General features: G+C 63.3%; 21 protein-coding genes. 9 read left to right on the top strand and 12 right to left on the bottom strand.

Going from position 1 to position 22,395, the window contains the following annotated elements; translation table 11 throughout:
* Window positions 1-2: 2 nt before the first annotated feature.
* Entirely contained in the window at window positions 3-1,697 is a 1,695-nt protein-coding gene (locus AC6CIG_RS09030) for a pseudouridine synthase (RefSeq protein WP_018094347.1), read from the bottom strand.
* A 74-nt stretch (window positions 1,698-1,771) separates the two neighbouring features.
* Between AC6CIG_RS09030 and AC6CIG_RS09025 the strand changes: the two genes are divergently transcribed.
* The gene (locus AC6CIG_RS09025; RefSeq protein ID WP_102761386.1) at window positions 1,772-2,221 is read left to right on the top strand and encodes a nucleoside deaminase; all 450 of its coding nucleotides are present in this window, start codon (window positions 1,772-1,774) and stop codon (window positions 2,219-2,221) included.
* Between the two features lie 52 nt (window positions 2,222-2,273).
* On the opposite strand, the gene AC6CIG_RS09020 is transcribed toward AC6CIG_RS09025, so the two are convergent.
* The 5 genes from AC6CIG_RS09020 to AC6CIG_RS09000 form a co-directional block, all read right to left on the bottom strand.
* Complete coding sequence (locus AC6CIG_RS09020) at window positions 2,274-2,753, bottom strand: GNAT family N-acetyltransferase (protein ID WP_018094345.1); 480 nt, start codon at window positions 2,751-2,753, stop codon at window positions 2,274-2,276.
* A 62-nt stretch (window positions 2,754-2,815) separates the two neighbouring features.
* Window positions 2,816-3,436: a hypothetical protein gene (locus tag AC6CIG_RS09015; RefSeq protein WP_018094344.1), complete on the bottom strand. Its 621-nt coding sequence runs from the start codon at window positions 3,434-3,436 to the stop codon at window positions 2,816-2,818.
* Window positions 3,437-3,568: 132 nt separating this feature from the next.
* Window positions 3,569-6,478, bottom strand: coding sequence for an isoleucine--tRNA ligase (gene ileS, locus AC6CIG_RS09010; RefSeq protein ID WP_437408298.1), 2,910 nt, complete (start codon window positions 6,476-6,478; stop codon window positions 3,569-3,571).
* A 282-nt stretch (window positions 6,479-6,760) separates the two neighbouring features.
* Entirely contained in the window at window positions 6,761-7,744 is a 984-nt protein-coding gene (locus AC6CIG_RS09005) for a bifunctional riboflavin kinase/FAD synthetase (RefSeq protein WP_018094342.1), read from the bottom strand.
* Between the two features lie 13 nt (window positions 7,745-7,757).
* Window positions 7,758-8,606 carry a TIGR01459 family HAD-type hydrolase gene (locus tag AC6CIG_RS09000; protein ID WP_411921929.1) on the bottom strand — a complete coding sequence of 283 codons (849 nt, stop codon included), beginning with the start codon at window positions 8,604-8,606 and terminating at the stop codon, window positions 7,758-7,760.
* Here AC6CIG_RS09000 and AC6CIG_RS08995 point away from each other — a divergent pair.
* The 3 genes from AC6CIG_RS08995 to groL all read left to right on the top strand — a co-directional run bounded on the left by AC6CIG_RS08995 (window position 8,590) and on the right by groL (window position 11,065).
* A complete protein-coding gene (locus AC6CIG_RS08995) occupies window positions 8,590-8,859 on the top strand; it encodes a hypothetical protein (protein ID WP_437408297.1) in 270 nt (89 codons plus the stop codon). The two genes, AC6CIG_RS09000 and AC6CIG_RS08995, sit on opposite strands and share 17 nt — an antisense overlap.
* Before the next feature lie 196 nt (window positions 8,860-9,055).
* Entirely contained in the window at window positions 9,056-9,352 is a 297-nt protein-coding gene (gene groES / locus AC6CIG_RS08990; protein ID WP_011970827.1) for a co-chaperone GroES, read from the top strand.
* Window positions 9,353-9,427: 75 nt separating this feature from the next.
* The gene (gene groL, locus AC6CIG_RS08985) at window positions 9,428-11,065 is read left to right on the top strand and encodes a chaperonin GroEL (protein ID WP_010968823.1); all 1,638 of its coding nucleotides are present in this window, start codon (window positions 9,428-9,430) and stop codon (window positions 11,063-11,065) included.
* 197 nt (window positions 11,066-11,262) lie between these two features.
* Here the strand turns inward: groL and AC6CIG_RS08980 are convergent, their stop codons facing one another.
* The 5 genes from AC6CIG_RS08980 to hisS form a co-directional block, all read right to left on the bottom strand.
* Window positions 11,263-12,489 (bottom strand): NAD(P)/FAD-dependent oxidoreductase, encoded by a 1,227-nt coding sequence (locus AC6CIG_RS08980; RefSeq protein ID WP_437408296.1) that lies wholly within the window; start codon window positions 12,487-12,489, stop codon window positions 11,263-11,265.
* 78 nt (window positions 12,490-12,567) lie between these two features.
* A complete protein-coding gene (locus tag AC6CIG_RS08975) occupies window positions 12,568-13,275 on the bottom strand; it encodes a glutathione binding-like protein (RefSeq protein WP_324763000.1) in 708 nt (235 codons plus the stop codon).
* Between the two features lie 120 nt (window positions 13,276-13,395).
* Window positions 13,396-14,091 carry an ATP phosphoribosyltransferase gene (gene hisG / locus AC6CIG_RS08970; RefSeq protein WP_437408294.1) on the bottom strand — a complete coding sequence of 232 codons (696 nt, stop codon included), beginning with the start codon at window positions 14,089-14,091 and terminating at the stop codon, window positions 13,396-13,398.
* Entirely contained in the window at window positions 14,088-15,227 is a 1,140-nt protein-coding gene (locus AC6CIG_RS08965; protein WP_018094336.1) for an ATP phosphoribosyltransferase regulatory subunit, read from the bottom strand. Before AC6CIG_RS08965 ends, hisG begins: the two co-directional genes overlap by 4 nt.
* Window positions 15,228-15,232: 5 nt before the next feature.
* The gene (gene hisS / locus AC6CIG_RS08960; RefSeq protein WP_026168541.1) at window positions 15,233-16,747 is read right to left on the bottom strand and encodes a histidine--tRNA ligase; all 1,515 of its coding nucleotides are present in this window, start codon (window positions 16,745-16,747) and stop codon (window positions 15,233-15,235) included.
* Window positions 16,748-16,978: 231 nt separating this feature from the next.
* Here hisS and AC6CIG_RS08955 point away from each other — a divergent pair, with 231 nt between their 5' ends.
* From AC6CIG_RS08955 to AC6CIG_RS08945, 3 genes are all read left to right on the top strand, one after another.
* Window positions 16,979-17,404, top strand: coding sequence for a hypothetical protein (locus AC6CIG_RS08955; RefSeq protein WP_437408293.1), 426 nt, complete (start codon window positions 16,979-16,981; stop codon window positions 17,402-17,404).
* 75 nt (window positions 17,405-17,479) lie between these two features.
* Entirely contained in the window at window positions 17,480-17,866 is a 387-nt protein-coding gene (gene copM, locus AC6CIG_RS08950) for a CopM family metallochaperone (protein ID WP_018094333.1), read from the top strand.
* 406 nt (window positions 17,867-18,272) lie between these two features.
* On the top strand, window positions 18,273-19,730 hold the full coding sequence (locus AC6CIG_RS08945) for an NCS1 family nucleobase:cation symporter-1 (RefSeq protein ID WP_018094332.1): 1,458 nt from the start codon (window positions 18,273-18,275) through the stop codon (window positions 19,728-19,730).
* Between the two features lie 73 nt (window positions 19,731-19,803).
* Here AC6CIG_RS08945 and AC6CIG_RS08940 read toward each other — a convergent pair whose 3' ends face one another.
* On the bottom strand, window positions 19,804-20,439 hold the full coding sequence (locus tag AC6CIG_RS08940) for a DNA-3-methyladenine glycosylase I (RefSeq protein WP_018094331.1): 636 nt from the start codon (window positions 20,437-20,439) through the stop codon (window positions 19,804-19,806).
* 288 nt (window positions 20,440-20,727) lie between these two features.
* On the opposite strand from AC6CIG_RS08940, the gene AC6CIG_RS08935 reads away from it, so the two are divergent.
* Together AC6CIG_RS08935 and AC6CIG_RS08930 are read left to right on the top strand one after the other, a co-directional pair.
* Window positions 20,728-21,468 (top strand): L,D-transpeptidase, encoded by a 741-nt coding sequence (locus AC6CIG_RS08935; RefSeq protein WP_018094329.1) that lies wholly within the window; start codon window positions 20,728-20,730, stop codon window positions 21,466-21,468.
* A 188-nt stretch (window positions 21,469-21,656) separates the two neighbouring features.
* A complete protein-coding gene (locus AC6CIG_RS08930; RefSeq protein WP_018094328.1) occupies window positions 21,657-22,352 on the top strand; it encodes a L,D-transpeptidase in 696 nt (231 codons plus the stop codon).
* Window positions 22,353-22,395 lie beyond the last annotated feature (43 nt).

Below are 22,395 nucleotides of genomic sequence, written 5' to 3'. Positions count from 1 at the left end.
GCCTACTTCCCCCTGCCCTGCGGCCCCTTGCCCGGCGGCTTACCGCCGCCCGGACGACCGCCGGGCTTGCCTCCGGCGGGTCTGCTGCCGGCGGGTTTTCCGGCACGCGGGCCGGACGAGCGATGGGCGGCCGGCTTTCCCGAAGCCGGCTTTCCAGCAACCGGTTTGCCGCCGGCGTTCGCACGTGGCCGGTCGCCGGCGAAACTCTTCTTGCCGTCGCCACGCGGCGGCCGAGCGTTCTCCTTGCGTCCTTCGGACGAGATGCGGTCGTCGGCCGGGCGGGCCGCTCGCTCGCCGCTGGGCCGGCGCGGCGGACGGTCGCCATGGTCGCGGGATTTCCGCTCCGCGCTTTCGAGCGGTCGACGCCTCTCGAAGCCGCCGGCGCCTGCGGCATCCTTGCGGCCGGCGGCTTTACCCCCCTTGCCCTGGCGTTCCGCATCGAAGCCGCCCGCTGCTTTCGCCGCAGCGTCCTTCGGCCGGTCGCGCCGTTTGTCTTCCGCAGGCGCGCGCCGCGCCGCCTTCGGCGAAAGCTCGTCCTCCGCCTTCGGCTTTTTCTCTACGGTCGGACGCGCACCCGGCGCCATCCAGACGTTGGAAGAGCGGTTGCGCCGGACCGGCGGGCGCGCCGGACGCTCCTCCGGCTTACCGCGGCTGCGGCCGCGTTCATTCGGGCGACCATCGTCGCGTCGGGTATCGAGACGGGCAAGAGCACGCTCCCGCTTGTCCTCGGCCTTTTCGCGCTTGTTGCCCCATTCCGCCTTTGCGTGGTTGGCGGGCTCCGCTTCAGGCTCGGCAGCAGCCGGCTGATCGTTATAGATCGGCGCGTCGAAATTCGCCTTGGCATCGGCGATCAGCCGGGGCCCCAGCTGCTCGCGCAGCGTGCGGCCGCGTATTTCCTGAACCTGACCGATCGGCAGCTCGCCAAGCTGGAACGGACCGTAGGAGATGCGGATCAGCCGGTTGACGTCGAGGCCGAGCGCGCCGAGCACATTCTTGATCTCGCGGTTCTTGCCTTCCCGCAGGCCCATGGTGATCCAGACGTTCGAGCCCTGCACCCGATCCAGCGTCGCCTCGATCGCTCCGTAGAGAACGCCTTCGACCGCGATGCCTTCCTTCAGACGGTCGAGCGCCTCCTGATCGATTTCCCCGTGCGCCCGCACGCGGTAGCGGCGCAGCCAGCCGGTCGACGGCAACTCGAGCACGCGGGCAAGCCCGCCGTCGTTCGTCAGAAGCAGCAGGCCCTCGGTATTGATGTCCAGGCGGCCCACCGACAGAACGCGCGGCAGATCCTCGGGCAGGTTCTCGAAAACCGTCGGACGGCCTTCCGGATCGGCATTGGTCGTCACGAGGCCGCCCGGCTTGTGATAAAGCCAGAGCCGTGTCCGTTCGATGCCGCGGATCGGATGGCCGTCGACCTCGATCCTGTCGGCGAGGGTCGCATTGACGACCGGCGTGTCGAGCACGACGCCATTGAGGCTGACCCGCCCTTCCATGATCATCCGCTCGACGTCGCGACGCGAGGCGACGCCTGCGCGCGACAGTATCTTCGAGATGCGTTGCGGCTCGTCCGCACCGGCGGGCGCTGCCGGACTGTTGCCGGCTGCCCGTGCCGCAGGCTTCTCGCTGCCAGAATGAGGTTTCTTGTCGCGACCCTTGGCCTTGCCGCCGGGCCTCGTGGGCTTGTCTTTGGATGTCATTTGTGTTGCCTGCCTTTTGCGGCTGTCCTATCAGGTCGTAGGCCGTGGGTTAAGAGGAAATTATCGAACGAACGATGGCAGAAACGGCACGCTTCATGCAGGCGGCCCTTCAGGAGGCCCGAAAGGCGGCGGCACGCGGCGAAGTGCCGATCGGCGCCGTCATCGTGCTCGACGGCAAGATGATCGCCGCGGCCGGAAACCGCACCCGCGAACTCAGCGACATCACCGCCCATGCGGAGATCGAGGCGATCCGCCAGGCGGCGGCCGCCGTCGGCGACGAGCGTCTTTCGGGAGCCGATCTCTATGTCACGCTCGAGCCCTGCACCATGTGTGCGGCTGCGATCTCCTTCGCTCGCATCCGCCGCCTCTATTATGGCGCGGAGGATCCCAAAGGCGGCGCGGTCGACAACGGCGTCAGGTTTTATGCTTCCCCCACCTGCCACCATGTGCCGGATGTCTATTCCGGTCTTGCCGAGCGGGAGGCCGCCGACATTCTGCGCGAATTCTTCGCCAGCCGACGTTAAAAATCACCTCGGCGAAAACTGTGTTGCGATTTCCCCGGGACCGCGTGAAGTGTCAGTCCGCTGCGAACGCTTCCAATCCCTTGCCGGCGAGCCGGTAACGCGTCCATTCCGACATGGGCTCCGCCCCGACGGCCTCATAGACGCGGATGGCTGGCTCGTTCCAGTCGAGCACGCTCCATTCGAAGCGGCCGCAGCCTTCCGCGACTGCCGTGCGCGCCAGGTGCTTCAGGAGCGCCTTGCCGGCGCCCGAGCCCCGAAACTCCGGCGAGACGTAAAGATCCTCCAGATATAGTCCCTTGCGCGCCTGCCAGGTGGAATAGCTGTAGAACCAGACGGCAAAGCCTGCGGGCTTGCCGTCGGCCTCGCAGATCACGGCGCGCGCGACGGCATCGGCTCCGAAGAGCGACTCGTGCACGCGCTCGACAGTCGCCTCGACCTCGTGCGGCGCCTTTTCATAAGTCGCGAGTTCCGTGATGAAACGGAGGATCGTCGCAGCGTCACCGGGAAGGGCATCGCGAATGCTGATAGCCATGGCTTTGGACCAATTCTAAAACTTGGATGCGAACGGAGCCGCACGCAGTTTCTCATTCCGCTCTAAAACGGCCAGTACCACTTGCTTCCGGAGTTCTTGATCTGCGCCTCCTTCTTGCGGCGGCGCGCCTTGTCCTTTTCGGGCTCTCCGAGATCGGCTTCAGCCCCCTCCGGCAGTCGACGGTATTCGAGCGGCGGATCGCTCAGGAAACGGCGCTTGTCCGCATAGGCGCCCTGCTCGATCTTGCGCGCCTCGCGATAGGCCTCCTGCTGTTCCTTGGCGGAAAGACGGCGGCCGTTGGCATTCGCTTTTGCCAGCGGCGAGACGTAGTTGGGATCGTTCTTGTTGGCGTCCGCCTCTTCGCGCAGACGCGCGCGCGTCTCCTCGGGAGACTCGACCCAGGCCGGGTTGGCCTCGCGGCTTGCAAGCGACTGCTGCGGCTCGACCAGAGCGGTCTGCTGCTGTTGCGGCGGCAGCACCAAACCGGGGCGCGGCTGATACTTGACCGGATCCTTCTTCGCGGGAGCGAGGCTGACCGCGCTGCCTAGATCGTCGAGCAAATGCTCGCCGGCCGTCTTGTCCGTTCCGTAGGTCGGGCCGCCGATGCAGCCGGAAAGCACCAGACCTCCCGCCAGGATGGCGGCAATGCCGGCGGCCGCTCGCAACTCTCGCGTCATTCCCATGAGATTCCTTCCAGCCGGCCGCGCGTCGCTAAAACGGCCATTCAGCGCCCCATGGCGGAAAAATCCGCCAAATTTCGGGCAGGTTTTACCGGATGAAGAGCCTGAACGCAATTCACCCGGTAAACCGATCGATTACGGCTTGAAGCCGAGCTCCCGCAGAGCGGCCGCGTCCCGCGCGGAGACGTCCGGATAGAGCGGATCGGAGCCGACATCGGTGGTGATTCGCCAGGAGCGGGCGCATTTGCGGCCCTCGGCGAGTTTCGGTACGACGCTGACTTTCGCGACGTCCGGCAGCCTGAACGCATCCTCCGGGCCCTCGCCCCCGTCGATTTCGATCCCCGAGGTGATGCAGATCTCGGCGAAGTCCTGGCCGTTGAGCGCCTGGAGCAGATCCGGATCGGCGACATGGACGGCCGGCGCCGCCTCCAGCGAAGAGCCGATGCGCTTTTCCTTGCGCTCGATCTCGAGCGCGCCGGTCACCACCTTGCGCACTTCGCGGATCTTCCGCCACTTCTCGGCGAGCGCGTCGTTACGCCATTCCGCCGGAACCGTAGGGAACTGTTCGAGATGCACGGAAACGGCTTGCGGGTTGCGCGAAAGCCAGGCCTCCTCGGCAGTGAAGGGCAGCATGGGTGCAAGCCAGGTCACCAGGCAATCGAAAAGGGTGCGGATGACCTGCAGGGCCGCGCGGCGGCGCAGCGACGACGGCGCGTCACAATAGAGCGCATCCTTGCGGATATCGAAATAGAAAGCCGAGAGTTCGACATTCGAGAAATCGATGAGCGCGCGGGCGATCCTCTTGAAGTCGAAGGCGTCGTAGCCTTCGCGCACCAGCCGATCGAGTTCGGCAAGACGATGCAGCATCAGCCTTTCGAGTTCCGGCATGTCGGCAAGCGCTACAGCCTCGCCCTTGTCGTGGGCGAGCGTGCCGAGCATCCAGCGGATCGTGTTGCGCAGCTTGCGGTATGCATCGATATTCGTCTGGATGATGGTCTTGCCGAGGCGCTGGTCTTCCCAATAGTCCGTCGTCATGACCCAGAGGCGCAGGATGTCGGCGCCGGCATCCTTCATCACCTCCTGGGGCGTGACGGTATTGCCCTTCGACTTCGACATCTTCTCGCCCTTCTCATCCATGGTGAAGCCATGGGTGATGACGGCGTTGTAGGGCGCGCGGCCGCGCGTCGCGCAGCTTTCGAGCAGCGAGGAATGGAACCACCCGCGGTGCTGGTCGGAGCCTTCGAGATAGACGTCGGCCGGCCATTTCAGGTCCGGACGGTCCTCCAGCGTGAAGGTGTGGGTCGATCCGGAATCGAACCATACGTCCAGGATGTCCGTGACCTGGTGCCAGCGGGCATGGTCGTGGTCGTTGCCGAGGAAGCGCTCTTTCGCGCCTTCGGCGAACCACGCGTCCGCTCCTTCCTTCTCGAAAGCGTCGAGGATGCGGGCATTGACCTCGTCGTCAACGAGGATTTCGCCCTCATCGTCGGCGAAGATCGCGATCGGCACACCCCAGGCGCGCTGGCGCGAAAGCACCCAGTCGGGGCGCTGCTCGATCATCGCCCGGAGACGGTTCTGGCCGGCGCCTGGTACGAAACGGGTTTCGTCGATCGCGTTCAACGCGCGCGAGCGCAGCGTCGTGCCGTCGCCGAAATCCTTGTCCATGGTGACGAACCATTGCGGCGTGTTGCGGAAGATGACCGGCTTCTTCGACCGCCAGGAATGCGGATAGGAATGCTTCAAACGGCCGCGCGCGAAGAGCGCGTGACGGCCGATCAGAGCCTTGATGACGCGGTCGTTGGCGTCGCCCTTCTTGCCCTTGTCGTCTATGACGCGGCCGGCGCCGCCTTCCGCATCCGGACCGAAGCCGGGGGCGTCGGCGGTGAAATAGCCGGCATCGTCGACCGGGAACGGGATCGTGGACGAGATGCCGCGTTCCTCGAGGACGCGCACATTGTCCATCCAGGCCTCGAAGTCCTCGCGGCCATGGCTGGGTGCAGTATGGACAAAGCCGGTACCGGCATCGTCGGTGACGTGCTCGCCGTCGAGAAGCGGGACGTTGAACGCATAACCGCCACCCAGGCCGTGCAGCGGATGGGCGCAGGTAATCGCGGCCAGATCGGCGGCCTCCACATCGCGCACGAAGTTGAAGGTGACCTTCGCCTTGGCCGCCGACTCTTCCGCCAGGCGCTTGGCGAAGATCAGCTTCTCGCCCGGCTGCGGGCCGTAGTCGTTCTCGGCGGTCGCGACTTCATAGAGCCCATAGGCATAGCGCGACGAATAGGCGATCGCGCGGTTGCCCGGGATCGTCCAGGGGGTCGTCGTCCAGATGACGACGAAGGCGCCGGCAAGCGCATCTGGGCCTTCGGTCACCGGGAACTTCACCCAGATCATATCGCTTTCGACGTCGGCATATTCCACCTCGGCCTCGGCCAGTGCGGTACGCTCGACGACCGACCACATGACCGGCTTGGAGCCGCGATAGAGCTGACCGGACTTGGCGATCTTCATCAGCTCGCCGGCGATGCGTGCTTCCGCGTGGAAGTTCATCGTGGTGTAGGGGTTTTCGAAGTCGCCCTCGATGCCGAGGCGCTTGAACTCCTCGGTCTGAATCCCGATCCAGCCGCTTGCGAATTCACGGCATTCCTTACGGAACTCGTTGACCGGCACCTCGTCCTTGTTCTTGCCTTTCTCGCGGTACTTCTCCTCGATCTTCCATTCGATCGGCAAACCGTGGCAGTCCCAGCCCGGCACGTAATTGGCATCGAAGCCGCGCATCTGGAAAGAGCGGTTGATCACATCCTTGAGGATCTTGTTCAGGGCGTGGCCGATATGGATGTTGCCGTTGGCGTAGGGAGGGCCGTCGTGCAGGACGAACTTCTCGCGGCCGGCAGCGGACGCGCGGAGCTTTTTGTAAAGCTCCATCTTCTGCCAGCGGGCGACGGTCTCCGGCTCCTTCTGCGGCAGGCCGGCCCGCATCGGAAAGTCCGTCTGCGGCAGGTAAAGAGTGGAAGAATAGTCGATCTTTTCAGCGGTCTCGGTCATGGTTTTCGCATTCGTGTTTTCCGCGCGGGGCAGTCACGCAGGCGGAAGGGTTCGGTAATCTCGAAGATGATGGGGGCGTTGAAACGCCGAAATCCCGGACCTTCCGGCGCAGACTAGAGCGCGCGGAAAGCCGGGCCAATAATTCGCTGATCGACGATCACTCGATGGAACCGGGTCATTATGGCCGGTTCTTTAAGGCGTTTTCCGCCTTTTGAAAAGGTCCGCCGGCCGCGCATGCCCGAAATCTTTGACGCATCGGATGGCATAGGGCCCTGCCGCCGCTCAGGCGAAATTGAGCCTGCGGTCGATCTCGCTCAGGGGCTGAACGCCCGCAAGCAGCGCGCGGGCCTCGCTCTCGTCCTTGCGCATCTGGACCATCAATGGCTCCAGACCGTCGAACTTGAGTTCGTCGCGCAACCGGCCGAAGAAGGATACGGCGCAGATCTCGCCGTAGAGATCCGCGGAGAAATCGAAAACGAAGGTCTCCAGCAAGGCTTCGCCGTCGCTGTCGACCGTCGGGCGACGGCCGAAGCTTGCGACACCGTCATGAAGCGACCCGTCCGCCCTCCGGAAACGCACCGCATAGATGCCGCTCTTCAGCTCCGCCTCGGGCGGCAGGCGCATGTTCGCGGTCGGATAGCCGAGCGTGCGGCCGAGCTTCTTGCCGTCGATGACTTCGGCTTCGACCGTATAGCGATAGCCAAGCAGCCCGGCCGCGTGCGAAACGTCGCCCTCGGCCAGCAGGGAGCGGATGAAACTCGAGGATATCACGGCGGCGTTTTCGTCGCGGAATGCATCCACAAGCGTCACGCCGAATCCCTCGCGCTCCCCGGACGCCATCAGGAAGGCCGGCCCGCCTTCCCGCCCCTTGCCGAAATGGAAATCGAAACCGGTGACGACATGGGAGGCGTGCAGCCATTCGCGCAGGATGCTATGAATGAAGTCGGAGGCCGAAAGCTCCGAAAAGCTCCGGTCGAAAGGATATTCGATGACGGCACCGAATCCCATTCCCTCGAGTATGCGGGCTTTCAGCGGCGCCGGGGTGAGGCGGAACACCGGCGCGTCGGGCCGGAACACGGTACGCGGATGCGGCTCGAAGGTGAGCACGAGCGCCGGAACGGCACGCTTCACCGCCTCCTCCAGCGCGCGGTTCAGCACCGACTGATGGCCGCGATGCACGCCGTCGAAATTGCCGATCGCGACCACACCGCCGCGAAGATGTTCGGGCAGCGGATCGCGGGTCTCGTTGCGGTGAAAAACGGTCATGCCGATCGTCCCGTCATGCCAGCCGCGGCATCCACCATTTCGGCTGCGCCCCATTCTGCCTCAGGAAGGCCATGAGCCTCGCTTCGTCGGTGCGGCTTTCGTGCATGTATTCCTGCGCATGGATGCCCGCGCTGATGTAGAGCAGGTCGAAGCCGGCATCCTGCGCGCCCTTGACGTCGGTCGGCATCCCGTCACCGATGGCGATGACGCGCGAAAGATCGAAATTGCCCCTGGCGGACTTGGCCTGCGCGAGAGCGGCCTGATAGATCGCGATATAGGGCTTGCCGGCAATGCGCGCCTCGCCGCCGAGCTCTTCATAGAGTTTGGCGATGGCACCGGCACAGGGGATGAGCCTATGCCCGCGCTCCACGACAAGATCGGGGTTGGCGCAGATGAACGGTATTTTCCGCTTGGCGAGCCCCGTCAGCGTCGCGCGGTAGTGCTCGGGCGTCTCGGTCTCGTCGTCGTAGAAGCCGGCACAGACGATCGTCTCGGCCTCGTCGGCGGATACGATCTCGGTGCCGAGCCCTTCGAGCAGCGGCAGATCCCGGTCGGCTCCGATGAAGAAGATGCGTTTGTCGGCCGCCGCAATCAGCGCCTGCGTCACGTCGCCGGAGGTCACGATACGGTCATAGGCTTCGTCGGGGACGCCGAGGCCGCGGATTTGCACCGTGACGCCCGGATGCGGCCGGGGTGAATTGGTGATGAGAACGACGGTCAGCCCCTGGGCGCGCGCCTCGGCCAGCGCTTCGCAGGCGGATGCAAAGGCTTGAATGCCGTTGTGAAGCACGCCCCAGACGTCGCAAAGGACGACGTCGTAACGACCGGCGATTTCCCGAAAACTGTTGATCCTGACGGCCATGCTGGCTTCCTGCAAACTCGGCTTTCCGGCTGACATCGCAAGGAAGGGGCCAGAATACAAGCCTCACGCCGAGAAAAACGCGGCACTTCCCAAGGATTTTAAAGCAATTCCAGGAAGCGCCGCGTTGAAGCTCGGGTCGGTTTTGTCGGCGCGCATGGCGATGCGCTTGAATTCCTCGCGTGGCGACTGCGCGGTCTACGGCATGTTCCTTTGGCAGGAACGGATCCTGCAGTCTCGCCTCTTCCAGGGATGAGATAATCAAACAAGCCGCGGCGGGGCCCGGCTCTGTCAACGATCTCGGGCGGCAAAAAATCTCGGAGCCGATCCTTGACTCATTTCACGGCCACCCTTATCTCGGCTGGCGCTAGCACTCACTTGAGAAGAGTGCTAACACCCATCCGGCGGGTCCATTCGCGACCCGCAGTGTCATTTGATCGAGGGATTAGACAATGGCAAGCACCAATTTCCGTCCGCTGCACGACCGCGTTGTCGTCCGCCGCGTCGAGTCTGAAGAAAAGACCAAGGGCGGCATCATCATTCCGGACACCGCTAAGGAAAAGCCGCAGGAAGGCGAGATCGTGGCTGTCGGTTCGGGTGCCCGCGACGAAAGCGGCAAGGTTGTTCCGCTCGACGTCAAGGCCGGCGACCGCATTCTGTTCGGCAAGTGGTCCGGCACCGAAGTCAAGATCGACGGCGAAGACCTTCTGATCATGAAGGAAGCCGACATCATGGGCGTCATCGGCTGATCGGCCGGCACCCCTTCAAATTCCGTAATTTGAAACCGGACCAGTTCCGGAGTTTCGAAACTAGGAGCTTTCAAAATGGCAGCTAAAGAAGTCAAGTTCGGCCGCAGCGCGCGCGAAAAGATGCTGCGCGGCGTCGACATCCTCGCCGACGCAGTCAAGGTGACGCTCGGCCCGAAGGGCCGCAATGTCGTTATCGACAAGTCGTTCGGCGCGCCGCGCATCACCAAGGACGGCGTTTCGGTCGCCAAGGAGATCGAACTCGAAGACAAGTTCGAGAACATGGGCGCCCAGATGGTCCGCGAAGTCGCTTCGAAGACCAACGACATCGCCGGTGACGGCACGACGACTGCAACCGTTCTCGCCCAGGCGATCGTTCGCGAAGGCGCGAAGGCCGTTGCCGCCGGCATGAACCCGATGGACCTGAAGCGCGGTATCGACCTGGCTGTCGCCGAAGTCGTCAAGGACCTGCTCGCCAAGGCCAAGAAGATCAACACCTCGGACGAAGTCGCCCAGGTCGGCACGATCTCGGCAAACGGCGAAAAGCAGATCGGTCTCGACATCGCCGAAGCGATGCAGAAGGTCGGCAACGAAGGCGTCATCACGGTTGAAGAAGCCAAGACCGCCGAAACCGAGCTCGAAGTCGTCGAAGGCATGCAGTTCGACCGCGGCTACCTGTCGCCCTACTTCGTCACCAACCCGGAAAAGATGGTCGCCGACCTGGAAGACGCTTTCATTCTCCTGCACGAGAAGAAGCTCTCCAACCTGCAGGCGATGCTCCCGGTTCTCGAAGCCGTCGTTCAGACCGGCAAGCCGCTCCTCATCATCGCTGAAGACGTCGAAGGCGAAGCACTCGCAACGCTCGTCGTCAACAAGCTGCGTGGCGGCCTGAAGATCGCTGCCGTCAAGGCCCCGGGCTTCGGCGACCGCCGCAAGGCCATGCTCGAAGACATCGCCATCCTGACGGGCGGCACGGTGATCTCGGAAGACCTCGGCATCAAGCTCGAAAGCGTCACGCTCGACATGCTCGGCCGCGCGAAGAAGGTTTCGATCACCAAGGAAAACACGACGATCGTCGACGGTGCCGGCCAGAAGTCCGACATCGAAGGCCGCGTCGCTCAGATCAAGGCCCAGATCGAAGAAACCACCTCCGACTACGACCGTGAAAAGCTGCAGGAGCGCCTTGCCAAGCTCGCCGGCGGCGTCGCCGTCATCCGCGTCGGCGGTGCGACGGAAGTCGAAGTGAAGGAAAAGAAGGACCGCATCGACGACGCCCTCAACGCGACGCGCGCTGCAGTTCAGGAAGGCATCGTACCGGGCGGCGGTGTTGCCCTGCTGCGTTCTTCCGTCAAGATCACCGTCAAGGGTGAAAACGACGATCAGGACGCCGGCGTCAACATCGTTCGCCGCGCTCTGCAGTCTCCGGCCCGTCAGATCGTTGAAAACGCTGGCGACGAAGCATCCATCGTTGTCGGCAAGATCCTCGAGAAGAACACCGACGACTTCGGCTACAACGCCCAGACCGGCGAATATGGCGACATGATCGCCATGGGCATCATCGACCCGGTCAAGGTCGTTCGCACCGCGCTTCAGGACGCAGCCTCGGTCGCTTCGCTGCTCATCACCACCGAAGCCATGATCGCCGAACTGCCCAAGAAGGACGCTCCGGCAATGCCGGGCGGCATGGGCGGAATGGGCGGAATGGACATGATGTGATAAGGCGACAGCCTTAGCACGATCCATCCGGATCCGAAGGGCGGCTCTCGAGCCGCCCTTTTTGTTTTATGATGCCGGAGCGCATGCGGCCGCACTGGAGCATTTCAATGCTTCATGGAAACACTGAAATGCTCTGACCCCTTTGGTCCAACGCATTTCCGGACGTAGAACCGTTACACACTTCTCCTGGAAGTGCTCTACGGCAGCAATGCCTTCAGATCGACCTGCGGATTGGCGAGCAGCACACGGTCCGGCGTGGCGCCCGCCTCGAGAAGCTTCTTTCCCGTCACATAGGCCTTGGCGTCGTTGATCGCATCGACGGCGACCAGTTTGCCCTGGCGGAAATACCAGACCGAGACGCTGCCCTCGCGCTGGCCCTGGCGGACGAGCGTTTCGTCGTGGCCGAGGCCGAAGCCGGCAATCTGCAGCTTGACGTCGTACTGGTCGGACCAGAACCAGGGCTTCGGGTCGTAGGGATCGGTACTGCCGGCGAGAACCGCGGCAACCGCCTCCGCCTGGTCGACGGCATTCTGCACGGATTCGAGGCGGATGCGCATGCCGTCCCACGGCAGGACGGCGCAGTCGCCCATGGCGAAGATCGTTGGATCTGAGGTCCGGCCATGGCTGTCGACGACAATGCCGTTTGCGGTTTCGATGCCGGCATCGTGCGCCAGCGAATCATTCGCCGCCACGCCAATGCCGACGATCACGATATCGACGGGAATGACGGAGCCGTCGGAGAGTTCCGCCGCCGTAACGCGGCCGTTGTCGCCGATCAGACGATGGAGCCCCGTGCGTTCACGTATATCGACGCCGTGCGAGCGGTGAATTTCGCGGACGATCGCCGAGGTGGCGCCGGAGGCGACACGCTGAAGGATCCGATCGGCCATTTCGATGACCGTGACCTCGAGCCCCGTGGTCCGGGCAACCGCCGCGGCCTCGAGGCCGATGTAACCGCCACCGACGACCAGCACCCGCCGGCCGGGCTGCATCTCCTCTGCCAGCCGGTCGGCATCCCGGAAATCGCGCACGACGAAAACGCCCGCGAGATCGCCGCCCGCCGCAGCCGGCAGCCGACGGGGCGTGGCGCCGGTCGCGAGGGCAAGCGTCTCATAGGCAAGTTTGGAGCCATCGCTGAGCGTCACGCGTTTGGCGGCGCGATCGATCGCCGTCGCGGCGGTCGAAAGACGTATGTCGATCTCGTGCTCCGCATACCAGGGCTCCGGCCGGTAAAGCAGGCGATCGAGGGTCATTTCGCGCAGCAGATATTTCTTGGAGAGCGGCGGCCGCTGGTAGGGCAGGCTCGCTTCGGCGGCAAGGACGGTGATCGGACGCATGTCCTTGAGGGCGCGAAGCTTGGCGACCAAAGCGAATGCGGCTTGACCGCCACCGACAACAACAAGTCTTCCCGACACCTGCTCCATCCGTCTCAATCGTCTCTGCCCATCGCTATCCTCCCGGCCGGCACCCGGTCAATCTCCGGCGGAGGCCCCCGCCCGAAACTACTCCTTGCGCGGGATCTCCATGCCCTTTTGGGCGGCGGGGCGTGCCAGGCCGCGATCCACCCAGTCCATGACGTTCGGGAAGCTCTTATAGTCGAGCACCTCGGCGCCGCCATAGAATTTGCGGGCCCCTTCCACCCAAGGATAGGTCGCGATGTCGGCGATGGTGTATTCGTCCCCCATCAGCCATTGACGGCCCTCGAGCCGCGCTTCGAGGACGCCGAGAAGACGCTTCGCTTCGTCGCGATAGCGCTGAACCGGATAGGGGTTGTTGGCGACCTTGTCGGCGGCAAATTTGAAAAAATGGCCGAACTGCCCGAACATCGGTCCGATGCCGCCCATCTGGAACATCACCCAGCACAGCGTCTCGTAACGGCGGGCCGCATCCGCCGGGAGAAGCTTGCCGGTCTTTTCTGCAAGATAGATCAGAATCGCGCCGGATTCGAAGAGACCGATCGGCTTTCCGTCCGGTCCGTTCGGATCGATGATCGCCGGAATGCGGCCGTTCGGATTGAGCGACAGGAATTCGGGCGACTTCTGCTCGTTGGTATCGAAGGAAATGCGGTGTGCCTCATAGGCCAGGCCCAGTTCTTCGAGCGCGATCGAGACCTTAACGCCGTTCGGCGTCGGGAGCGAATAGAGCTGGATGATATCGGGACTTTTCGCCGGCCAGCGAGCCGTGATCGGAAACGAAGAAAGATCAGCCATGACGGATGCCTCTAGGTGGGAAATCGAAAGGGTGTCTGCCGCCCCAACATAGGGAGCGCCGGTTGCATTTGTCAGGGTCGAAGGCAAATTTGCCGGCCTTCACCTTCGCCGTCCTCGCGCTCAGAGCACGGCCCGCACGGCAGCAACGATCCGGTCGATCACCGGATTGCCCTCGTGGGTGGCCTTGCGCGCCCGCACGAGGCAGGCCTCGGAGCGCAGGATCACGCCGTCAGAAAGGATCTTCAGATGGTTGGCCTTGAGCGTCGAGCCCGTCGAGGTGATGTCGACGATGATGTCGGCGGAGCCGGACGCGGGCGCGCCTTCGGTCGCTCCCAGGCTCTCGACGATGCGGTAGAGCTGGATGCCGTGGCTACCCGAGAAGAAATGCTGCGTCAGACGCCAGTATTTGGTGGCGATCGCAAGCCGGCGGCCATGGCGGGCGCGGAAGTCCGCCGCGACATCGCCGAGGTCGGCCATGGTGTCGACGTCGTACCAGATCTCGGGTACCGCGACGACCACATCGGCATGACCGAAGCTGAGCCGGGCGGCGAAGTCGACACGGGCATCGGCGTCCGCCAGGCCTTCGCGCACGAGGTCCTCGCCCGTGACGCCGAAATCGACCGCGCCGCTGCCGATCTCACGGGCGATTTCCGAGGCGGACAAATAGGCGATCTCGACGTCGTCCCACCCTTCAACGCGGCCGCGATAGGACCGGTCGCTGCCGACTGCCGCAATCTTCATTCCGGCGCGTTCGAAGATCGCCGAGGCCTCATCCTTCATTCGCCCCTTGGAGGGCAGCGCAATGGTGACGGTCATTCCACCCTCCCCGCAGCGATCGCCTGTTCTATCCGGTCGAGCCAGAGGGAAAAGCCGACGGCCGGAATATGCTCGCGGGCACCGAGCAAAGTCAGAAGGCGGTCGAACCGGCCGCCGCCGGCGAGCACCGCCGGCGTGCCTTCGACCCCGATTTCGAAGACGAGCCCGGTGTAGTAATCAAGCGGCCGGCCGAAGGCGGCGCGGTAGCGCATCAGACCGGGATCGGCGCCGGTCCTTGCAAGCGCGGCCACGCGCGCGTCGAAAAGCGCCAGCGCATCATCGATCTTCAGGCGCGCCTTGCCGGCGAAGCGGTGGAGCGCCGCCGGAGCATCGGCGAGGGGCAGATCGAAAGCCAAGAACGCGCGCATGACGCCGAGCGCCTCCTTGTCCAGCCGGGTGGCGGCGAGTTCGACTTTTTCCTTCAGGCGCCGCGCTATATCGCGGGGCGAGCGGCTCGCATTGGTCGAATAGCCGGTCGCCTTCATCGTCTCGCCGATATGGGCGACGAGCCGCTCCTCGTCCTCGAGCATGCCGAGCGCCGCGACGCGCTCGACGTCGTGACCGAAGACGCCGGGCGACTTCGGATCGGCGAGCGCCGCCAGAAGCCGTTCCAACTGCTTTTGATCGCCGAAGGCATGGATGAGGCGCTTCTGCCAGCCCCCGGGCAGGCCGCATGCGGCAATCACCGCTTCGAACACCGACTGGTCGCCGAGCGTCACGTTCAGCCGCTCGCCCGGCAGCCGGTTGGCGAGCACGAACATAGCGTCGCCGACCACGCGGGCGTCGGCAGCGGCCGTATCCGGATCGCCGAGGTCTTCGATGCCCGCCTGATAGAATTCACTCGATCCTTCGCGGCGCTGCCGGAACACCTCGCCCAGATAGGCGTAACGCTGCGGCGTGCCGGTTGCGGTCTCGATATGGCGGAGGCAGACGGGAATGGTGAACTCGGGGCGCAGGCAAAGGCTCTCGCCGGTCTCGCTCTCGGTCATGAAAATGCGCCGGCGCAGATCTTCGCCGGCCATGTCGAGGAAAGGCTCCGCCGGCTGGATGACCGGCGTATCGACGCGCAGCGTGTTCCGGCGCTCGAAATCTGCGAGAAGGTCGCCGGCAAAGGCGGGAAGATTGATCAGAGGCATTGCGGTCAACCCGCCCTTTTCCGGTCCTCGGCCTGTTCCGCCAGAATTTCGCGCACCTTCGCGACGAGTTCGCCTTCCGGGACGGAAACCTGCGCGACACGCGCCTCGCGCCAGGCGACATTATCCTCGATTTCACCCGAAAGCCGCTTGCCTTCGATCAGGTCCTTGATCTGCACAACGCCGGAGGCGCGCTCGTCGCCCCCCTGGATCACGGCGATCGGCGATCCGCGACGGTCGGCATATTTGAGCTGGTCGCCGAAGTTCTTCTTGTTGCCCTGGTACATTTCGGCGCGGATGCCGGCATGCCGCAGATCCTGCACGAAGCGCTGGTAACGCCCCATGCTTTCGACATCGCGATCCATGACGCAAACGACAACCGGAGCGGTGACCTGTTCGGCGCCCAGCTTGCCCAGATTCTTGAGTGCCGTCATCAGCCGCGACACGCCGATGGAGAAGCCGGTCGCCGGCACCGGCTGACCCATGAAGCGCGACACGAGGCCGTCGTAGCGGCCGCCCCCGCCGACGGAGCCGAAGACGACCTTCTCGCCCTTTTCATTGGTGACGGCGAACTGCAACTCCGCTTCGAAGACCGGACCGGTATAATATTCCAGGCCGCGCACGACGGAGGGGTCGATCTTGATGCGGTCCGCCTCGTAACCGGCACTGAGTACAAGGCTGCGGATCGTGTTCAACTCGGTGACGCCCTCGGCGCCGCGAGCCGTTCCGGCGACGAGCGCCGCCAGATCGTCCGCGCTGCTCGCATAGTCCGTGATCCCAACGAAGAAAAGGATCTTGCCGATCTGCTCCTCGTTCAGCCCGGCGCCCTTGGTGAAGTCGCCGCTCTCGTCCTTGCGCCCTTCACCCAGCAACAGCCGCACGCCTTGCGGACCGAACTTGTCGAGCTTGTCGATGGCGCGCAGCACCGTCAGCCGCGTATTCGTCTGCTCGACTCCGCCGAGACCGATCGCCTCCAGAACGCCGTCGAGTACCTTGCGGTTGTTGACGCGGATCACGTAATCGCCGCGGGCAATGCCGAGCGCCTCCATCGTGTCGGCCATCATCATGCACATTTCGGCATCGGCCTGTACGCCGGCGGCACCGACCGTATCGGCATCGAACTGCATGAACTGGCGGAAGCGGCCCGGGCCCGGCTTCTCGTTGCGGAAAACGTAACCGGCGCGATAGGTACGATAGGGAAGCTGGATTTCGTTGAAATTCTCGGCCACGTGACGTGCGAGAGGCGCGGTCAGATCGTAGCGCAGGCTCAGCCACTGGTCGTCGTCGTCGGTCAGCGAAAAGACACCTTCATTCGGCCGGTCGCTGTCGGGCAGGAACTTGCCGAGCGCGTCGGTATATTCGAAAAGCGGCGTCTCCACCGGATCGAAGCCGTAACGTTCGTAGACTTCGCGGATTTTCGCGATCATCTCGTCGACGGCGCGAATGTCCGCGGCCGACCGGTCGACGAAGCCGCGCGGCAGGCGTGCCCTGAGCTTCTGCGTTTTCTTCTGTTTTTCATTCATTGAAAGCATTCCGGACTTCAAGCTTGGTCGGTGCCTTCCCTACCGGATCATGGCAGGGGCGGCAAGGGCAGCGACAAGCCGCAAGACCGCGCGCGTCAGGCTTGCGGAACATTGCGGTGTTGCATGCGTTCCTGCGCGAAAGGCCCGATCACAATGCCGTGATTGTATATCGCGCCATTTACGCGTATAGGTTACGCAGCAGATCGAGGCCGACTTTGGGGACTGAGCGATATGCTGAACTTCATGACACCGGGATCCGGATCCATAAAACCTTTGAGTCCGGAGACGCACAGAGCCTGGACCCGCCGCGTCTCGCAGGCGGGTTGCCTGGTGGAGCCATGGCGCTGCGACCTTTCCAGCGGCGCTTTCATGATAGGTTCCAAAACCGCTGCCCTCCTCGGTCTGCGGCGCAATCCCTGCGGCATCGTCGACCTTGTCAGGGCCTATGACAGAGGCGACCGGTCCACGATCCTGAACATTCTGGAACAGGCGACGGAAAGCTCCTCGTCCTTCTGCTTCTCGACCACCGTCCGCGGCATAGCGGGACATCCTTCGCCACTCTATTGCATCGGCAATTCGACGCTTACGGACGAGGGCGCTGAGGGTTCGCTCGAAGGCGTGTTCGCCCTTCCGGGTAGCGACAATCCGGACGCCTGACGGCGCGTGCCAATTTCCATCATCTTCGCATTCTGTCCGCCCCTGTGAGCGGCGGACTCGACGAAAGGAAACGAAATGGTCCTCAAACGATCCCTGTCTGCCCTGTTTCTCGCCGCCACGCTCGCTGCTGTTCCCGTGCTGGCGCAGGAAACCGACCACGGCAGCATGCATCACGGTTCGGCAGAGAGCGGCGCGGCGGGGGACGCGTCCCCGTCGAGCAAGGCCTTCGCCGAGGCGAACGCCAAGATGCACAAGGACATGGACATCACCTTCAGCGGCAATGCCGATCTCGATTTCGTACGCGCCATGATCGCTCACCACCAGGGAGCGATCGACATGGCGAAGGTCGAGCTCGAACACGGCAAGGACGAAGCGATCCGCAAACTCGCGGATGACATCATCAAGGCCCAGGAAGCGGAGATCAGGATGATGAAGGAATGGCTGGCCCGCAATGGCGGCTAGATCACGGTGCTTTTAGGTCAGGTCGACCTAAAAGCATGAACGTGATCGATTCCAAGAAGAGCCCATGTGGGCGGCGCACACTTTTCCTCATTCCGCTCTAAGGGCCACCCGCCGCCGCCTGTTTGATCTCCTCATTCCTGTGCTCGTCACAGGAATCCAGCCAGACCAAGTCCTTGGGCTGAAAAAACGCTTCCCGCGCCGCAGACGCGGCGCTGCTGAATCCCTGTGACAAGCACAGGGATGAGGGTGGAGAGGATGCAGTCCTCCGATACGTTTCCTACAGCGCCGCGCGTCTTATGAGGCGCGCAAAGGTCGCTGTAGCACTTTGAGCCCGCAGCGATATTGACAGTGGGCGGCAAGCGCCTCTTCCATAGGCACAGGTGCCATGACGTCAAGAGGGGAAACGATGACGATACCACCCGGTGCATCTCCACAATTGTATAACGAAGACCTCGCGCCCGCCAAAGAACGCAACTGGGGCGCATTCTCCATTTTCAACGTCTGGACATCGGACGTGCACAGCCTGTGGGGCTACTATCTTGCCGCCAGCCTGTTTCTCTTCTGCGGCAGCTTTATGAACTTCCTCCTGGCCATCGGCATCGGCTCGCTCATCATCTTCTTCCTGATGCAGCTTGTCGGCGTTGCCGGCGTGCGCACCGGCGTGCCCTTCCCGGTCCTGGCCCGGGCGTCCTTCGGTATCTGGGGTGCGAACTTCCCGGCAATCGTCCGCGCCATCGTCGCGTGCTTTTGGTACGGCGCGCAGACGGCGGCAGCCTCGGGCGCCATCGTCGCGCTGCTTGTCCGCAATGAAAGCCTGCTTCAGTTCCACCAGTCGAGCCACATGCTCGGTCATTCCACCCTCGAACTCGTCTGCTACGTCGTCGTTTGGGGTCTTCAACTGCTGATCATCCAGAACGGCATGGAGACGGTTCGAAAGTTTCAGGACTGGGCCGGTCCAGCGGTCTGGGTGATGATGCTGCTGCTTGCGATCTATCTCGTCGTCAAGGCGGGCGGCTTCTCGTTCAGCCACACGATCCCGATGGACGTGTTGCTTGAAAAGACCAAGAATGCCGGCGTGCCGGGCCTACCGGGGTCGTTCGCCGCGCTTGGCGCAGTGGCCGCGATCTGGGTGACCTATTTCTCCGCGCTCTATCTCAATTTCTGCGACTTCTCGCGCTACTGCCCGAGCGAACGGTCGCTGAAGGTCGGCAACCTCTGGGGCCTGCCCGTCAACCTCATCCTGTTCTCGCTGGTCGCCGGCGTTACAACCATCGCCGCCTTCAATGTCTATGGCGAGGTGCTGCTGCACCCCGACCAGATCTCGGCCAAGTTCGACAGCTGGTTCCTGGCGCTGCTCGCCGCACTGACCTTCGCGGTGGCGACTCTCGGCATCAACGTCGTCGCCAACTTCGTCTCGCCCGCCTTCGACTTCGCCAACGTCTTTCCCAAGCACATCGACTTCAAGAAGGGTGGCTATATCGCAGCGCTGATCGCCCTCGCGCTCTATCCCTTCGCGCCTTGGGAAGGCGGGGCGGCGCACTTCGTCAACATGATCGGCAACACGATGGGCCCGATCTTCGGCGTCATGATGGTCGACTACTACCTCATCCGGAAGGGCCGCGTGGATGTGGAGGCGCTCTACCGCGAACACGGCGAGTTCCGCTTCGAGAACGGCTGGCACGTCAACGCGCTGATCGCCGCCGGCATCGGGATCGTCTTCTCCTCGATCCTGCCGGGGCTTACATCCGTCATGCCGGCATGGTGGGGTGTCTACGGCTGGTTCTTCGGCGTCGCCATAGCGGGTGCGATATACTACGCGCTCCGCTCCTTCAAATCGGCCAGGCCATACCCGGCCCAACCCTGATAGTCTTACTGCTATCAGAGTACATCGCCCTCCCGTCGAATGGGGAGGGCGATGCTCTTGCCGGATGCGGCAATCAGGCCGCCGGACGTGCAAAGCGCCGGCGCAGGTCCTCTATCGGCGCACGGCAGAAGCAGCCCTCGATATGGTCGTTGACGAGGCCCATCGCCTGCATGAAGGCATAGACGGTGGTCGGGCCGACAAAGGTCCAGCCACGCTTCTTCAGATCCTTCGAAATCCGCACTGAGGCCGGCGTCGTCGGATTGGCGATGAGGGTCTCGAAATCGACGATCTTCGGACGCTCGCTTCCATCGGGCTCATGCGACCAGAAATAGGCCGCCAGTGAACCGAATTCCGCGCGCAGCTCCTTCGCCCGGCGGGCATTGTTGATGGTCGAGACGATCTTGCCGCGATGCCGGACGATGCCGGCATCGGCGAGGCAACGCTCGACGTCCTCCTCGCCGAACTCGGCGACCTTGTCGAAATCGAAGCCCGCAAATGCGGCGCGAAACGCATCGCGCTTTCTCAGGATCGTCAGCCAGGAGAGGCCCGATTGAAAGCCTTCGAGGCAGATCTTTTCGAACAATCTGTGATCGTCGGCGACCGGCCGGCCCCATTCTTCGTCGTGATAGCGGCGGTAATCCTCCAGATTGCCGTGCCAGGCACAGCGATCAAGGCCGTCTTCCCCCGTAATCAAGCCCCTGGCTGCCATTTCGCCTCTCTCCATCGTTTCTCTTTTGTTCCGTTTACCATTTGCAAACCACATCGATAAAGAGGCGAATAACCCTACCCAAAGCTTTATTGCCGAGGCCGCCCTTGAGCGCCGCACCGTTTACGGTTCGGTTGCGGACAGATGAGAGCATCGCGCCATTGCCGGAGCGCTGGAACGCGCATGCGATTTCCCCAGAGCTCCGCCCCATTGAATTGAACGCAAGGGCCTTGGCGAGGCAACTCACCCGGGCTCCTCCAGATTGTTCCGGCCAAGTAGCGAGTCCGTCCGATGCTGAAGAAATCCCTTTGTTTTGCCGCATGCTTTCTTTCGATCCTTTCCGGGGTTGCAGCCGCACAGGACCGTTATCAAAACCGTCCGCCTGTCATCGTCAGCCCGGATCTGACCGCCCCCTGGGTGATGCAGCTGACGGGCAAGCGCGTGGTCTATCGCCAGCAGGTTCCCACGACCACCCGAAAGCGGGTCGAGCGGCGCGAGCTCAGCCGCCGCCCCGCCAACGCAGCCGTTCAGCCAGCCTCGATCGCGCGCAGACAGAAGCCGGCAAAGTCGAGAATCGATCCGCAGTTCCTCCCGCAAATGGTCGCTTACGAGACGAAGGAGAAGCCCGGGACCATCGTCATCGACACCAACAACCGCTTTCTCTATCTCGTCACCGGCAACGGCGATGCACGACGCTACGGCGTCGGAGTCGGCAAGCCGGGCTTCGAATGGGCGGGAGAGCACAGGATCACGCGCAAGGCCGAGTGGCCCAACTGGACGCCGCCGCAGGAAATGATCGCGCGTGAGGCAGCCCGGGGCCACTATCTGCCGGCCCGCATGGACGGCGGACCGGAGAATCCGCTCGGCGCTCGCGCCATGTATCTGGGCTCGACGCTCTATCGCATCCACGGCACCAATGCACCGTGGACGATCGGCTACGGCGTTTCCTCCGGCTGTATCCGCATGCGCAACGAGGATGTGGTCGATCTTTACGAAAGGGTAAAGGTCGGCACAAAGGTCGTCGTGCTATAGCGGCTAGGGATGCACAATACTTCTTCCGCGTTTCTCTCTTCATCTCGCGAAACCGTGGTTTTGAAGCAACAGATGTTCCCTCAGATACAAGTCTCGCCGAAATCGTTGCACTATAGAATGTATCGCGGGCGGCCACTTGCGGTTAAATCGCGTGGCTTGCTTGCAATGAGGGTTCAGAGGGAATCGTAATGAGACGTCATGTCACGGGGATGGCCGCGCTTGCAGTTGCGGCCGCTGCTCTTCTTATTTCCGGAAACGCTTCGGCATTCAGCCCAGCCGATATTGTCGGCGCGGGCGTAAAAAGTTCCGACATCATTCAAGTCGCCAAGCAGAAGAAGCCGCCTCAGAGATATTGGCGCACCAAGGTGCGCTTCCGCACGGACGAGGCTCCCGGCACCATCATCGTCGATACCAACAGCAAGTATCTTTATTACATCGACGGCCCGAACCGGGCGACGCGCTATGGCATCGGCGTCGGCCGCGACGGCTTCGGCTGGTCCGGTGTCGTCAAGGTTGGCCGAAAGGCCGAATGGCCGAGCTGGACGCCGCCGGCCGAGATGCGCGCGCGAGAGAGAGCGAATGGCCGCATCCTGCCGATCACGCAGCCCGGCGGCATCGACAATCCGCTCGGCGCCCGCGCGCTCTATCTCTACAAGGGTGGCCGCGACACGATCTTCCGCATCCACGGGACGAACCAGCCCTGGACCATCGGTCAGAACATGTCCTCGGGCTGCATCCGGATGATGAACGAGGATGTCGAACACCTCTATGAGCGCGCCGGGATCGGCACGAAAGTCGTCGTCATCGGCCCCGGCAGCAAGCCCGGCGACACCTATTTCGACGATCGCGGCGTCGACATTTTCCGCACGATTTTCGGCGGCTGACGGCCGCACCGGACCTCTCCTCACCCGAGGACCAGCCCTCTTC

It is taken from the genome of Sinorhizobium sp. GQ132 (assembly GCF_059758575.1).
This window is presented reverse-complemented; position numbering and strand designations above follow the sequence as displayed.